The sequence below is a fragment of the Streptococcus sp. HMSC077D04 genome (assembly GCF_001808785.1).
GTDB classification, from domain to species: Bacteria; Bacillota; Bacilli; order Lactobacillales; family Streptococcaceae; genus Streptococcus; species Streptococcus mitis_BX.
This window is the reverse complement of the sequence record NZ_KV794536.1, coordinates 311,293-324,941: the sequence shown is the minus strand read 5'-3', so window position 1 is coordinate 324,941 and position 13,649 is coordinate 311,293. Positions and strand designations below refer to the sequence as shown.

Annotated in this window: 20 protein-coding genes; 16 read left to right on the top strand and 4 right to left on the bottom strand. The window is 36.3% G+C overall.

The genetic code is table 11. The annotated features are described in order from the left end of the window. Nucleotides 1–101: 101 nt before the first annotated feature. The 3 genes from HMPREF2701_RS06490 to HMPREF2701_RS06480 all read right to left on the bottom strand — a co-directional run bounded on the left by HMPREF2701_RS06490 (nt 102) and on the right by HMPREF2701_RS06480 (nt 1,920). Nucleotides 102–998, bottom strand: coding sequence for an Abi family protein (locus HMPREF2701_RS06490; protein WP_061589676.1), 897 nt, complete (start codon nt 996–998; stop codon nt 102–104). Nucleotides 999–1,084: 86 nt separating this feature from the next. Continuing rightward, the gene (locus HMPREF2701_RS06485) at nt 1,085–1,354 is read right to left on the bottom strand and encodes a DUF4177 domain-containing protein (RefSeq protein WP_049487583.1); all 270 of its coding nucleotides are present in this window, start codon (nt 1,352–1,354) and stop codon (nt 1,085–1,087) included. 5 nt (nt 1,355–1,359) lie between these two features. Beyond that, nucleotides 1,360–1,920, bottom strand: a complete 561-nt coding sequence (locus HMPREF2701_RS06480; protein ID WP_049487577.1) for a helix-turn-helix domain-containing protein — start codon at nt 1,918–1,920, stop codon at nt 1,360–1,362. A gap of 141 nt (nt 1,921–2,061) precedes the next feature. On the opposite strand from HMPREF2701_RS06480, the gene HMPREF2701_RS06475 reads away from it, so the two are divergent. The 14 genes from HMPREF2701_RS06475 (at nt 2,062) to HMPREF2701_RS06415 (ending at nt 9,154) form a co-directional block, all read left to right on the top strand. Continuing rightward, nucleotides 2,062–2,247, top strand: coding sequence for a hypothetical protein (locus HMPREF2701_RS06475; protein ID WP_000909284.1), 186 nt, complete (start codon nt 2,062–2,064; stop codon nt 2,245–2,247). A 162-nt stretch (nt 2,248–2,409) separates the two neighbouring features. Continuing rightward, entirely contained in the window at nt 2,410–3,015 is a 606-nt protein-coding gene (locus tag HMPREF2701_RS06470) for a Rha family transcriptional regulator (protein WP_049487575.1), read from the top strand. An 11-nt stretch (nt 3,016–3,026) separates the two neighbouring features. Then, the gene (locus HMPREF2701_RS06465; protein WP_049487574.1) at nt 3,027–3,287 is read left to right on the top strand and encodes a hypothetical protein; all 261 of its coding nucleotides are present in this window, start codon (nt 3,027–3,029) and stop codon (nt 3,285–3,287) included. A 311-nt stretch (nt 3,288–3,598) separates the two neighbouring features. After that, nucleotides 3,599–4,051 (top strand): hypothetical protein, encoded by a 453-nt coding sequence (locus HMPREF2701_RS06460; RefSeq protein ID WP_049487573.1) that lies wholly within the window; start codon nt 3,599–3,601, stop codon nt 4,049–4,051. Further along, nucleotides 4,048–4,227 carry a hypothetical protein gene (locus HMPREF2701_RS06455; RefSeq protein ID WP_049487572.1) on the top strand — a complete coding sequence of 60 codons (180 nt, stop codon included), beginning with the start codon at nt 4,048–4,050 and terminating at the stop codon, nt 4,225–4,227. Before HMPREF2701_RS06460 ends, HMPREF2701_RS06455 begins: the two co-directional genes overlap by 4 nt. A 1-nt stretch (nt 4,228) precedes the next feature. Continuing rightward, nucleotides 4,229–4,438, top strand: coding sequence for a hypothetical protein (locus tag HMPREF2701_RS11325; protein ID WP_049487571.1), 210 nt, complete (start codon nt 4,229–4,231; stop codon nt 4,436–4,438). Nucleotide 4,439: 1 nt separating this feature from the next. Further along, nucleotides 4,440–4,712, top strand: coding sequence for a hypothetical protein (locus tag HMPREF2701_RS06445; RefSeq protein WP_000462044.1), 273 nt, complete (start codon nt 4,440–4,442; stop codon nt 4,710–4,712). Then, the gene (locus HMPREF2701_RS06440) at nt 4,699–5,562 is read left to right on the top strand and encodes a conserved phage C-terminal domain-containing protein (protein WP_049487569.1); all 864 of its coding nucleotides are present in this window, start codon (nt 4,699–4,701) and stop codon (nt 5,560–5,562) included. Before HMPREF2701_RS06445 ends, HMPREF2701_RS06440 begins: the two co-directional genes overlap by 14 nt. An 11-nt stretch (nt 5,563–5,573) precedes the next feature. Continuing rightward, the gene (locus HMPREF2701_RS06435; RefSeq protein ID WP_049509656.1) at nt 5,574–6,419 is read left to right on the top strand and encodes an ATP-binding protein; all 846 of its coding nucleotides are present in this window, start codon (nt 5,574–5,576) and stop codon (nt 6,417–6,419) included. After that, nucleotides 6,416–6,577 carry a hypothetical protein gene (locus HMPREF2701_RS11230; protein WP_164993730.1) on the top strand — a complete coding sequence of 54 codons (162 nt, stop codon included), beginning with the start codon at nt 6,416–6,418 and terminating at the stop codon, nt 6,575–6,577. The genes HMPREF2701_RS06435 and HMPREF2701_RS11230 overlap by 4 nt, the downstream gene beginning before the upstream one ends. Nucleotides 6,578–6,667: 90 nt before the next feature. Next, a complete protein-coding gene (locus HMPREF2701_RS06430; RefSeq protein WP_049509663.1) occupies nt 6,668–6,898 on the top strand; it encodes a hypothetical protein in 231 nt (76 codons plus the stop codon). Between the two features lie 49 nt (nt 6,899–6,947). Next, nucleotides 6,948–7,808 carry a phage major capsid protein gene (locus HMPREF2701_RS06425; protein ID WP_061589675.1) on the top strand — a complete coding sequence of 287 codons (861 nt, stop codon included), beginning with the start codon at nt 6,948–6,950 and terminating at the stop codon, nt 7,806–7,808. A 9-nt stretch (nt 7,809–7,817) separates the two neighbouring features. Beyond that, entirely contained in the window at nt 7,818–8,366 is a 549-nt protein-coding gene (locus HMPREF2701_RS06420) for a hypothetical protein (RefSeq protein ID WP_049509665.1), read from the top strand. 377 nt (nt 8,367–8,743) lie between these two features. After that, nucleotides 8,744–9,154, top strand: coding sequence for a DUF722 domain-containing protein (locus HMPREF2701_RS06415; protein WP_000273145.1), 411 nt, complete (start codon nt 8,744–8,746; stop codon nt 9,152–9,154). 178 nt (nt 9,155–9,332) lie between these two features. Here the strand turns inward: HMPREF2701_RS06415 and HMPREF2701_RS06410 are convergent, their stop codons facing one another. Further along, the gene (locus HMPREF2701_RS06410; protein WP_049552671.1) at nt 9,333–10,436 is read right to left on the bottom strand and encodes a hypothetical protein; all 1,104 of its coding nucleotides are present in this window, start codon (nt 10,434–10,436) and stop codon (nt 9,333–9,335) included. Nucleotides 10,437–10,755: 319 nt separating this feature from the next. Between HMPREF2701_RS06410 and HMPREF2701_RS06405 the strand changes: the two genes are divergently transcribed. Together HMPREF2701_RS06405 and HMPREF2701_RS06400 are read left to right on the top strand one after the other, a co-directional pair. Continuing rightward, nucleotides 10,756–11,214: a CtsR family transcriptional regulator gene (locus tag HMPREF2701_RS06405; protein WP_001211277.1), complete on the top strand. Its 459-nt coding sequence runs from the start codon at nt 10,756–10,758 to the stop codon at nt 11,212–11,214. A 1-nt stretch (nt 11,215) separates the two neighbouring features. Further along, entirely contained in the window at nt 11,216–13,648 is a 2,433-nt protein-coding gene (locus HMPREF2701_RS06400) for an ATP-dependent Clp protease ATP-binding subunit (protein ID WP_070482517.1), read from the top strand. Nucleotide 13,649 lies beyond the last annotated feature (1 nt).

Below are 13,649 nucleotides of genomic sequence, written 5' to 3'. Positions count from 1 at the left end.
TGATACACTTATTTTCTTGTTGTAACCCTGACCTATATAGAGATACAGGCATAGAGCAGTGTAACCCAAAAGGGTTTCTTTTACGATTAAGAAATATAATATCACTTTTTAGAAATTTTTACAAGTGTTTTAACAAAATTTATGTAGATTTCTACAATTTTCGGATTTTGTTTGTAGTAATCTTCATGTTTTTTAGCACGTTTTGCAATTTTGATAAATTCTTTAAAACGCTGTTTTCCTAGTGCTTTACTACAATATTCACGATGCAATACTACGAGGGAAAATATATCATGTATTTTACGATATTTTATAATATCCCGAGAGATATTAAGCATAGAAGCAAGAGAAGTAATAGAACTTGAAGGGGATAGTGTTTGCTCTAACACATCCACCAGTATAACATTGCTATGGGCGCAAGCATTACGAATATGGCGAGCATATTTCCCTAACTGCTTCGCTTTTTTTAGCCGTTTATTACTTGGATATTTATCACAGTACATTTCAACCAAGTAGCATAGATTCCCAAAGTCCATGATTTCAATCAATACCCATATAGGGATATCATTTTTATGTTTGATATAAACGTTTTTTAGGTAATGATTTTTTGATAAAGCGTTTTTAGTATTTGTAAACCCTATAGGATTATAGACAGCATAATCCTTTACTATATCGTATCCATCAACTTTTGGATTTTTCGTTATAACATCCATTAGAGCAGTTTTGATACTATGTTCAACGTCCAGACAAATATCCATTAGGAAGTAACGTATCTGCATATCAATTACAGCCAGGTCAGCTAACGTCGCAAATTCTATATTATATTTACCATCTATTTTATTGAAAAGTTTTCGATAGCTCGATATTTTATAGTAGTAGTTCCGTGTTTGTAATATATCTTTGGCAGTGTTCTGATCAAAAATATTGAACAGAATACCATTTGCGACCATCTTATCTATCAATGCTTGGTAGCTTAAGAGTTGCTTTCTTTTATCGCTCATTATTCTCCTTTCTGTTAATCAATCCTTCAAATTCTCTCTATTTTCGCGCAAAGTAGCTGAAAATCAGGCTATATTGTATAAAGGTTTTAGATAATCTTCTCAAATACCATTGTGGCTTGAATACGGTCGCCACCGCCTAGTTCTTTGCTTCCACCATTGGCGGTTGTGATTGTATGCAGGCGATAACCTTTAGAAGCTTGTTTATTGATAACATCTTCTAATTCTGTAAGGTTTCCTGATCCAGTACCGAAAAACTTTTCTTTCAAAGTTACCTGAAGGACAACGTAGTGTAGTCCATTTACTCCAGATGCAGTAGAAAAGCTACCTTCTTGTTTTACAGTGTCAAAAAATCCCATGGGGGTTACTCCTTTTCTTTGTCTCTCTCAGATAGTTTTTGAACTAAATCAAAAGCTATTTTTTTATCATAGTCATTTAAAGAAATATAGTTGATTAAAATATCTGCAAAATTTGTATTGTTCTCTTTATCAGCATTTATTAGTTCTTCAATTGTAAACATATACGATGGGATATGATTAAGCAATCCTTTTCCAAAATTGTTATACTTTACAGGATTATTTATATGTTCTTCAACGTTTTTGTACGCTGAACTAAGTTCATTTATTTTTTCAATATCTATATCATTAAGTAATTTTTTAAATTCGTTACTTTGGATTATTTTTAAAATATTTTGTTCATCTTCATGTCCCAATAAGTGGCCAACGCTTACCCCAAAGTGGTTAGCGAGTAGCTGGGCTTTATCTGGTTTGATAGTATGTTTATTATTTTCCCAATTAGATATCACCATTTTGGATATTGGTTTTTCGTTTTCTTTTAGTTCTTTATTTATTATTTGAGCTAATTCATCTTGAGTTATTCCCTCTTTGGTTCTTAGAATCTTTAGCCTATTTTTTATTGTTGACATTTTATCACCTCAGTTAAATTATAACCGCTAAAAAAACTTTTGTAAAGTTTTTATTTATTTTCTCTTGACAAGTAAAGAAAAACATTATATACTTGGTCTAAGTAAAGATAAACTTTACAAACAAGAAAGGAGGGAACTGTATTGCTTATCACCTCAACACAAGCAAAAGCAATTCGCCGAAAGCAAGCGGACAAGAATTTGACTGCTAAAAGAGCCAGCGAGGAAATTGGAGTGAATCCAATTACTTACAGGAAAATCCGAGACGGAGGCGAAGTAAAGCCTAGCATTTACCAAAAAGCCATGCAGTGGCTTGCTGAAGATTACTAGAAAGGGGCATAAGACAGAGTCTAGAAATATTTTGCTTGCTACCTATGGCAGTATCAAGGGTTTGTAGGGGTTTATTCTCTCCTAAATTTTCCCTACCTCAATGATTTACTTTGGTACTGTTTTAGGTGGCAAGCACTGACAAAAGAAGAAAGGAGCGAACCAATGGAACTGGTTTACATGGACGGCAAGAAAGAGCCGTATACTACGAGCGAGATTATCGCTGAATGTGCTGAAGTACAGCACCATACTATTACACGCTTAGTCAGAGACAATAAAGCTGATTTTGAAGCGTTGGGAATACTTGGATTTAAAATCCATAAATTAGATAAGAGAGGGCAACCGAAAAAAATCTATCTTCTGAATGAGCAACAGGCAACCTTGCTGATCACTTATCTAAAGAATACCGAACCAGTACGGCAATTCAAAATGAACCTAGTCAAAGCCTTCTTTGAAATGCGTGATGAACTTTCTAAACGCTATCTTCAAAGGGAACTGGAAAAGCCAAAGCGCAAGACCTTAACCGAAGCTATCAAATCATGGGAGAAAGCGCCCAAGCATGCCTATAGTACACTTACAAACTTACTGCTAAAGGGAGCGACTGGGAAAAACAAATCCCAACTCATGCAAGAGCGAGAAAGTGGAAACGGTATTGACAGTTTAACAAGCGCGGAACTGACAAACTATCAGCGCTTGGAAGATATGGCAATAGCGATGATCAACTTGAATATGAGATATTCAGAAATTAAAGAACTAATTTTTAAAGCATAGGAGTATAGAAAATGGAAAATGATTTTAAGACAGTTACAAATGCCAAGGGGTTAGAAATTCCTAAGTATTCCAAGGATTTTAAAAAGCTAGTTGAGAAAGACAGACAACTAGCCGAATATCTTTGTATGAACTACGAGAACTTGGACAGTGAAGACCTGGGCGCATTTCTTGAAACAGTAGAACAGGGAATCAGTTGGATTCTAGATCTTATCGAAAGTAAAGACTTGCTTTATAAACCAAAGTCAGGTAGTAATCATGCAAAAAGAAAATAAAAAAATCACTTGCTCAAATTTTAGACGAGGCGAGCAAGCGACAAGATTAAGGATATAGAAATTTTTTCTATGCTCTGATTATAGCAAAAAATATCTATTCTATCAAATACCTAAAGAAAAACCGAAGAGCAGGCAAGCGATTAGAAAAGGTTTTGAAATCAAGTGCTGACACGGCGATTCTAAGCACTTGTTTATCGAAAATGTGGATGATTACCCACGAAACATCACTACATGCGTTCGCCAACTTGGGGCAATCGCCCAGCGTTTGGAGTGGTGAAACAATCCAATATAGGAAAAAGGGAAAACAGACTATGACAGAAACAACATACGATATTATCGCTAAAAGCTTGGATAGAATTAGTATGGAATTACACCAAGCAGACGAAAACAATGATTTTTCAAGAATAGGACTCTTATCAGGACAATTAAAAGCTATCAAAGAAGATTTACACCGCTTACTTTGGATTGAACTTCCTGAATTGAATGACAGCCATAAAATCAAAGCGATCTCTAAAAGAACTACGGGAATCTTTTTCAGCCCTGGTATTTTTGAATTGGATGCTATGCGACAAGCATTCTTTAAACGCCAAGCCAAGCATTTTTTTGACAATGCAACAGAGCAACAGGCGTATATAGAATATGCTGAAAAGGAGTATTTAGAGGCTACTATAACCTTGAAGGATATTCTTTTTAACTCTAAAAATGGGACTCGACAAGTAAATAAAGATTGTCTTGTAGAAAAATTTGAAGAGGCAATGCAATGACACAATCAGAATTTTACAACCGAATGACTAAAATCAAGGATAGAAATCCGAACCTCTTTCAGTTCATCATTGACTTTTTAGATGATAAAGTAACTCCAGAAGAGGTGTACGACTTTCTGAAGATGGAGCGAAGCTATCAAGTAAATTATATCAAGAATTACAAAGCGAGGGCATAGCATGAATGAACTAGATTTAAGCAATACACAGGCGCTTATTTTTACCGTGATATTGATTGGCTTTCTCATGTATCTAAACCACCTAGACAGCCAAAAAAGCGCCCGAATCGAGCGAGAAAGTACACAGACGATAGAAACGACTAGCGAGGAATTAAGCCCTGATTATGGGCGATATATTCAGCTTGCAGGGGTTAAGCCATGGGGGTACTAAGATGTTTGAAAAAATGATTGAAGATTTAAAGTCTAAGATTTTGGAAGCAGTGGAACGGTATTTAAAAAGCCATGAGAAAGCACCTCAAAAAAGATTAGATTTAATCAGCAAGGTGGAACTAAAGGAAGAACTGGGCATAGGAGATAAAACCTTGACAAAATGGGAAGGTGCAGGACTACCGCAGTATATACCGCCTATTGAAGATACTAGAAAAGCGTATTATAAAATCTCAGACGTTTTAAAGTTTTTGGGGGTAGATGATGGCAAAGACTAAAATATATTTTTGGTTAAAAGTTGATAAGAAGTTTTTTGATAACCTTTTTATTAAGCGACTTAAAAATATGCCTGGTGGCTACACTATGACAGTGATTTATATCCGCCTTATGTTGGAAAGTTTAGAAGATGATTGTATTTTGTACTATGAAGGATATTTTGATAGTTTGGTACAGGAACTAGCTTTAAAACTGGATGTTTCTGAAGATGATATAAATATGACAGTTGCATATTTTACAAAATGTGGACTGATTCAGATAGACGATGATGGCCATGCTACATTATCGCAAGCAAAAGCCATGGTTGAGAGTGAAACAAATTGGGCAAAATACAAGCGAGACCAAAGAAAAAATAGTCAAAATTTACCAAAAATGGAGAATGTCCAAAATAAAAAGACTATTTCCAACTCATGTCCAACAGAGATAGAGATAGATAAAGAGTCAGATAAAGATAAAGAGTTATATAAAGAATATATATTGTCAGGTAAACCTGACTTTACTTTCCCAAATTGGTTAACTCCGAGAATGATCGAGGAAATAACTAAAGGACATCCTGAGAAGTATTTAATAAGAATCCCTCTAGCTTATCTGAATCATACAGTAGGGAAAAATTATAAATATTTGGACAAAAACTTGAAGCCGATAATGGCACGATTCAAAGAAGGCTATACACTGGAAGATTTTAAACAGGTGATAGATATTAAAACGGCAGAATGGAAGGATAGTCCTGAATTTTCTAAATATCTGAGACCTGAAACACTTTTCGGATCTAAGTTTGACGGTTATTTGAATCAAAAGCCTAAAACCATAAAAGGGAAGTCCGAAGACAACTTCCCAGACCTACCATTTTAGGAGTTGCAAAGATGAAGGAACAATTTAAAGAATTTAATAACAGAAAAATATCGAATACGGTTTGCGATATTCACCAGGTAAATTATTGGGAAATTTCTGTACCAGTGTTAGGGGGTTCAGAAAGAAAAGTACAAGCATTTTGTCCGGAGTGCGTGAAGGGAGAGATTAAACAGAAAGAGAAAGACCTATTGCAGCAGTTCGAGGACAGGCAAGCTTACTTTAAAACTTATGATGTCTTAATGCGTGATAGTACGATTCCTAACGAGTTGAAAGGAGCGACATTTGATAATTTCTTTGTTAAGACGATAGAGGAGCGTCAGATGTTAGAGTTTGTAAAGGGGCAAGCCCAGAAGTACCTTGCAGGTATGACAGGAAATACTTTAATCAGCGGTAGCACAGGAATAGGAAAAAGTCATTTATCTCTTGCACTAGCTAAAGAAATCAATGAGAGCTTCAGAGAGAAGAACGAGCCTAAGAGTGTTTTGTTTGTTAGTTTAACCGAGATTATCAAGCAGATAAAAGAAGGTTGGGCTTATGGAAGAAATGCAAACTTAACAGAATATGAGGCGGTCAAAAAGTTAGTTGATGTTGATTTCCTGATCATCGATGACCTTGGGGCAAAAAATGGAACAATCACTCCTAAGAGCGATTGGGAACAGGATTTCTTGTTTGATATTATCAATAATCGAGAAACTACGATTTTCAACACGAATCTAGATAGTAGTGAACTGCGAACTGTTTATAATGCTAGAAATTCAAGTAGAATTTTGAAAGGTTTAGAGGGGAACACTTTCAAGGCTTTTACAATCAAAGATAAGAGATACACTATAAACACAGTGAGGGGAGAATTTCAATGAATGATGATAAAATGCGATTTGCAACAGAAAAAGGCTTTGTTGTCTATGAAAAATGTGGTATAATAGAGATAGAAAAAGTTCCAAGGTTTGGAGAGATAACTTTATTCTACTCAGATGGGAAATTTATCCATCTAGTCAAAAAAGAAACTAAAAAATAAGTCTATTGAGAACAACTCAGGGACATACCGTAAGCATATAATGCTAGTGGTATGTCCCTGAGTTGTTTGCATAGAAAGGGGGTGAGTATTATGGCAGGAGATACTTCTTTAGGGTATGTGGTAGCCAATAAGTTTTCTATGGATCCAGATAAAAGACAGAAAATCTTTTCTCAGTGTAAAAAAGAAGATGATAACTTAGAACAACGGAAACAAGAAATACTAGAAAAATATGCTAACAAACAAGACAAATCAAAATCTAGAAAAAATGATTCTAAAGGCTCGGAGAGTCATAAAAGAAAAGCTAAGAGCAAAGAATTTTAGAAAAAATTATAAACAAAAATCAGATATTAAAAGATAAAGGAGCAAAAAAATGACAACTAACTTAGTTAAACAAAAAGAAAATCTAGAAGCTTATATCCGAAGTACAGATTATAACACTAGAGGGATGAACGTAGAAAATAATCATGTACTCATTGAAAAACCAATCCTTGATAGTTACGAAGATGAACATCAACGTAAAGAACTGGTTGATTTAGTAAATGTTATTGAGACTCGTACCCGTGGTGGGAAGTATGAAGTAACTGACTTTGAATCTGATTCATTACAAGAAGTTAGCGAAAATTCGGTTGAGAGAACAGAAGCAGATAAAAAGAAAACTATCAGCGTTGATTACTTAGTTAAATTATTCAGTGGAAAACTTGATTTTTCACAGGAGCAATTAGATGATGGGCAATATAATTTAACGGATTTTCTTGGTAAGAAGATTATTAAATTAAAACGTAGAACACGAAATAGAGAGATTGGGAAAATTCTCCAAACTGCGAAAGTGCAGACTGCTACAAGTATGGACGACTTGAAATCTATTGTTTCTTTAATCAATCCAGAGCGCAATGTATCTATGGTTGTTAGTCAATCACTATTTAGTGTCTTAGAAAAAATGAAAGACACTTCAGGAAATTATCTTCTTAAAGTTGATAAAGAGACAGGGACAAGTGAAACATTCTTTGTAGATAACTTTTTAATTGTAGATGATACAACATTAGGGAATAAAGGTGACAAAAAAGGCTTTATCGGAGATCTAGAAAACTTTGTTACTTTGTTTGATCGCAAGAAAGATACACTTAGTTGGGTGAATGCGAATGACTATTTTGGAAAACGGTTGATTTTACATACCCGATTTGATGTAAAAAAAGTTGAAGAAGATTGTGGTTACTTTATCCAATGGAACTAGGAGAAAGAAATGGATATTAATCAAGTATTTGAAACACTGGATGATCTAGATAATAAAAAAAGTAAGATTAATTCAGCACGAGAACAGTTAAGCGAAAAAAGAAAAAGCCTTTTAGGCAATCAAACAGTTTCATTTGAGAATATAGATAATTTTTTATCTAACAACTTAGAGTCTTTGGAACAGCTTGAAAAGATGGAAAAAGCTATTAATTCTCTTCAGGAAAAATATAATAGTGATTTTTCAGAAGCTAAAGCAGTCATCTTTGAATACATTTTTAAAGAAACTAAGCAACGGATGGAAACTAAGAAGATCTATAAACAATACCGAAAAAAACTTAGACGAATTCTGGACGCATATGATGAAATTCAAGAACTAAAGAAGGATGTAGAAGAAATCCATACAGGTGTAGTCAGGGAAATAAGTCAGAAACATTCTCTATCGCTATATCGAACGGAAGTAAGTCCGCTTACTGTCCTACCATTCTTAAACCCTGATATTAGCGGGTGGATGGATTTTTCTAAGGAATATCGGGACATTAAAGTGTATTTAGAAAAATAAGTTACAAATTAAGTAAGGCTAGTGATATATGGCTCAAACAAAAGAAATATCGCTAGTCCTACTTTTATGCTTTACTAAGTTTCACATAACAAAGTAAGCATAAACTGAAAAGAAGTAATAGCTTGAAAGCAAGGTATATCAGGGGTTTACAGAATGGAGTGAGTTTCACAGAATGTAAGATATGAGAAACTGAGGGGATAAATGAAAGAAATTTCCCTTGAACTTGTCATACTGAAGAGTTGTCAAACTTAAAACAATGATACCTGGTAAGTGGAGTGTTGGAAGGCTTTTAGCGCTTTTTGTCAGTTTGACAGAATTTACAATTTGACAAATTGCAAGATAAAAAAATTTTTAAATTTAAGTGGAGGTACTTGCCTATGTACGAGTTGAGTAATAGAGACCTGGACGGGATAGATATTGAGTTAGGACGATATAGAACGCTTGCTAATAAAATTTATTTGAGAAGACAGGAACTAATACATAATAAGAAACATAGCGCTGAAGATTGTACTGGTGGGAAAGGCAAGACAGTATATAGTCCTACTGAAGCAACCATCATTAGAATTGAAGAAGACCAAACGCTAAGATATTTAGAAGGCTTTAAACTAGTTGTAGATACCTTGATGGAAAACTTAATTGAAAGTGATCTAGTCATTTTTAAAATGAGATATTTAGAAGCTGGTGCGACTTGGGAAGACGTGGCAGAGAAACTAAATAAAACTACTCGTTATATAAATAGCCGTAGAAAGGTAATCGCTAAAAGATTTGTTGAGTTGAAAGGATATTGACTCCCCCCACCTTTTAAAAAATCTTTCTGGCCAGTAGGGTACCGGTGAAGGGAACTTTTTCCAAGTCGGAGATGTTCAGAGAAAAAGGGGGTAAAAACTTATTGTTTTTAGAAAAAAGTATTAGTTTTTCTAAAATAGAATTGAGATGAAACTATTTTTCTGAAATAAGACCTAATTTTCAATTGATAAATGAATTGATTATGTCATTTATTTTTAAGATTTCTTCCAATAATAGTTTTTGATACTCTTTAAAATTTTTTGAGGAATGAAATTCAATCAGTTCTTCAAAGAATTTCGGGGGATTGGTAAATATTTGTAATGGGACATTTGAAATTTTATAATGAAATATATTATTTCTAAAATCTTGTCGGAAGTTAAAAATTTTTTCTTTGCGATTAAGGATATCAACAACTTCCTCCCGTTGGAAATCAGGCAATAAAGAGCTTTCCTTATTGAGAATCAAGCGTAAGGCTGTAATACTAACTAAATAGCATTGGCTTAGCGAGCGTGTAAAAAAGTAATTTTTTGATTTTAAGACACTTGGCATAATATGTACTACAAAATTATTCTGGCATAATATGTTAAATAAGAATAACTGAGTGCCCGTAGGCAGAACTCCTGTTAAAAAATTCCTTCTTTTAGATTCAAATAAGAAAAAATCACGTTGTTCAAAGTTTTCAATTTTAATATCCTGGATTGTAGGCTTCTTAATAGTTTTTTGATTTACTGAATTAATTAAAGTTCCTAAAGCTTTGCTAAATTCAAAAAATAAATCAGTAGCTCTTTTATCAAAATAGGAAATATCCTTTTTATCAGTTTTCGATAAAATACTTTCTAGGTAAATATGATATTGATTAGTGTTAGCGTATGGAATTTCGTTGAAGTAATATATCCCTAAATCATGTTGTCCCAAAATATTGATTACGAGTTTTTGAAATAAATTGTAATTTTCTACCATTTGTGAATAAAAGCGTCTCTCTATTTCAAGTATCAGTTTGTTAGCCTTGCTAAATTTTTTATCAGAGTATTGCTTATAACTCACTCGGACACTAGATATTATTTTTTGAAATTCCTGTTCTCCAATATTTGGAAAATCACTATGAACATCTCTGGGTAAAAACTTTAGTATTCCATCACAGAGAGATGATACAAAAGGAAGGATACCTATTGATAGTTCTGGATAAACTGTCTTATCCAAACTTACAATATTTTCAAGCAGTTGCCTTACTTCAGCAACTTCATCAAGTAGGATTGAAAAAGAAATCATTTCTATCTTATCCATGTTAATCCTTTCAGAAAGTTATTGTTTATATTATAGTTATTGTAACATTATTATTGATAATTGATTAGATGAATAAAAAAGCACCTTCAAAGGTGCTAGTTCTTGCCTGCTGAACTCGTCAATATTACGCCCTTTTTAGGGCTCTTTTTTGTGGACTTTTTTAGGAACTTTCAAGAAAAACTAAGGCGAATTAATGCCAAAGTGTTTTTTAAAAAAGTCAGTATTTCCAATGGTTGAGCCTTAAAAATTTGACTTATAGAGTGTTAAATGATAGTATAGTCAAAGATAGTCAAGGTTTAAAGAGAGAGGTGGGTTTGTAATGAGATTTAAAAATACATCGGATCATATTGAGGCCTACATCAAGGCGATTTTAGATCAATCTGGAATTGTGGAGTTGCAACGGAGTCAGTTGGCAGATACTTTTCAGGTTGTTCCTAGTCAGATTAACTATGTGATCAAGACACGCTTTACGGAAAGTAGAGGCTACTTGGTTGAAAGTAAGCGTGGTGGCGGAGGCTATATTCGTATAGGACGGATTGAGTTTTCTAGTCATCATGAAATGCTTAGGGAGCTGCTTTACTCGATTGGTGAGCGGGTAAGTCAAGAAATTTATGAGGATATTCTACAGCTTTTGGTTGAGCAGGAATTGATGACCAAGCAGGAGATGAATTTGCTAGTATCAGTAGCTTTGGATCGCGTTCTAGGAGAAGAAGCTCCAGTCCTTCGAGCAAACATGCTACGACAGGTCATACAAGAGGTAGATAGAAAAGGGAAGTAAGATGAACTATTCAAAAGCATTGAATGAATGTATCGAAAGTGCCTACATGGTTGCTGGCCATTTTGGAGCTCGTTATCTAGAGTCTTGGCACTTGTTGATTGCCATGTCCAATCACAGTTATAGCGTGGCAGGGGCGACTTTAAATGATTATCCATATGAGATGGACCGTTTAGAAGAAGTCGCTTTGGAACTGACTGAAACGGACTACAGCCAGGATGAAACCTTTACGGAATTGCCGTTCTCCCATCGTTTGCAGGTCCTTTTTGACGAAGCAGAGTATGTAGCGTCAGTGGTCCATGCTAAGGTGCTGGGGACGGAGCACGTCCTTTATGCGATTTTGCATGATGGAAATGCCTTGGCGACTCGTATCTTGGAGAGGGCTGGTTTTTCTTATGAAGACAAGAAAGATCAGGTTAAGATTGCTGCCCTACGTCGAAATCTAGAAGAACGTGCAGGCTGGACTCGAGAAGATCTCAAGGCTATACGCCAACGCCATCGTACAGTAGCTGACAAGCAAAATTCTATGGCCAATATGATGGGGATGCCCCAGACTCCGAGCGGAGGTCTCGAGGACTATACGCATGATTTGACAGGGCAAGCGCGTTCTGGCAAGTTAGAACCAGTCATCGGTCGGGACAAGGAAATCTCGCGTATGATTCAAATCTTGAGTCGGAAGACAAAGAATAATCCTGTCTTGGTTGGGGATGCCGGTGTCGGAAAAACAGCTCTGGCGCTTGGTCTTGCCCAGCGTATTGCTAGTGGTGATGTACCTGCGGAAATGGCTAAGATGCGCGTGTTAGAGCTTGACTTGATGAATGTCGTTGCAGGGACACGCTTCCGTGGTGACTTTGAAGAACGCATGAACAATATCATCAAGGATATTGAAGAAGATGGTCAAGTCATCCTCTTTATCGATGAACTCCACACTATCATGGGTTCTGGGAGCGGGATTGACTCAACTCTAGATGCGGCCAATATCTTGAAGCCAGCCTTGGCGCGTGGCACCTTGAGAACGGTTGGTGCGACTACTCAGGAAGAATATCAAAAACACATCGAAAAAGATGCGGCCCTTTCTCGTCGATTCGCCAAAGTGACGATCGAAGAGCCAAGCGTGGCAGACAGCATGACCATTTTGCAAGGCTTGAAGGCGACTTATGAGAAACATCACCGGGTGCAAATCACAGATGAAGCGGTTGAAACAGCTGTCAAGATGGCCCATCGTTACTTGACTAGCCGTCACTTGCCAGATTCTGCTATTGACCTCTTAGATGAAGCAGCAGCAACAGTGCAAAATAAGGCTAAGCATGTAACAGCAGATGATTCTGGCTTAAGTCCAGCTGACAAGGCCCTGATGGATGGCAAGTGGAAACAGGCAGCCCAGCTAATCGCAAAAGAAGAGGAAGTGCCTGTCTATAAAGACTTGGTGACAGAGTCTGATATTTTGACTACCTTGAGTCGCTTGTCAGGTATTCCAGTCCAAAAACTGACCCAGACTGATGCTAAAAAATATCTGAATCTGGAAGCTGAATTGCACAAACGTGTCATCGGTCAAGATCAAGCAGTTTCAAGCATTAGCCGTGCCATTCGCCGCAACCAGTCAGGGATTCGCAGTCATAAGCGTCCGATTGGTTCCTTTATGTTCTTAGGGCCTACAGGTGTCGGTAAGACCGAATTAGCCAAGGCTTTGGCGGAAGTTCTTTTTGATGACGAATCAGCCCTTATCCGCTTTGATATGAGTGAGTATATGGAGAAATTCGCAGCCAGCCGTCTCAACGGAGCTCCTCCGGGTTATGTGGGTTATGAAGAAGGTGGGGAGTTGACCGAGAAGGTTCGCAACAAACCATACTCTGTTCTCCTCTTTGACGAGGTAGAGAAGGCCCACCCAGACATCTTTAATGTTCTCTTGCAGGTCTTGGATGACGGTGTCTTGACAGATAGTAAGGGACGCAAGGTCGACTTTTCAAATACCATTATCATCATGACATCAAACCTTGGTGCGACAGCCCTTCGTGATGACAAGACAGTTGGATTTGGGGCAAAGGACATTCGTTTTGACCAGGAGAATATGGAAAAACGCATGTTCGAAGAGCTGAAAAAGGCTTATAGACCTGAGTTTATCAACCGTATTGATGAAAAGGTGGTCTTCCATAGCCTGTCTAGCGACCATATGCAGGAAGTGGTGAAGATTATGGTCAAACCTTTAGTGGCAAGTTTGGCTGAAAAAGGCATTGACTTGAAATTACAAGCTTCCGCACTGAAATTGTTGGCAAATCAAGGATATGATCCAGAGATGGGAGCTCGTCCACTTCGTAGAATCCTACAAACAGAAGTGGAAGACAAGTTGGCAGAACTTCTTCTCAAGGGAGAATTAGAGGCAGGCAGCACACTTAAGATTGGTGTTAAAGCAGGCCAGTTAAAATTTGATATTGCATAAA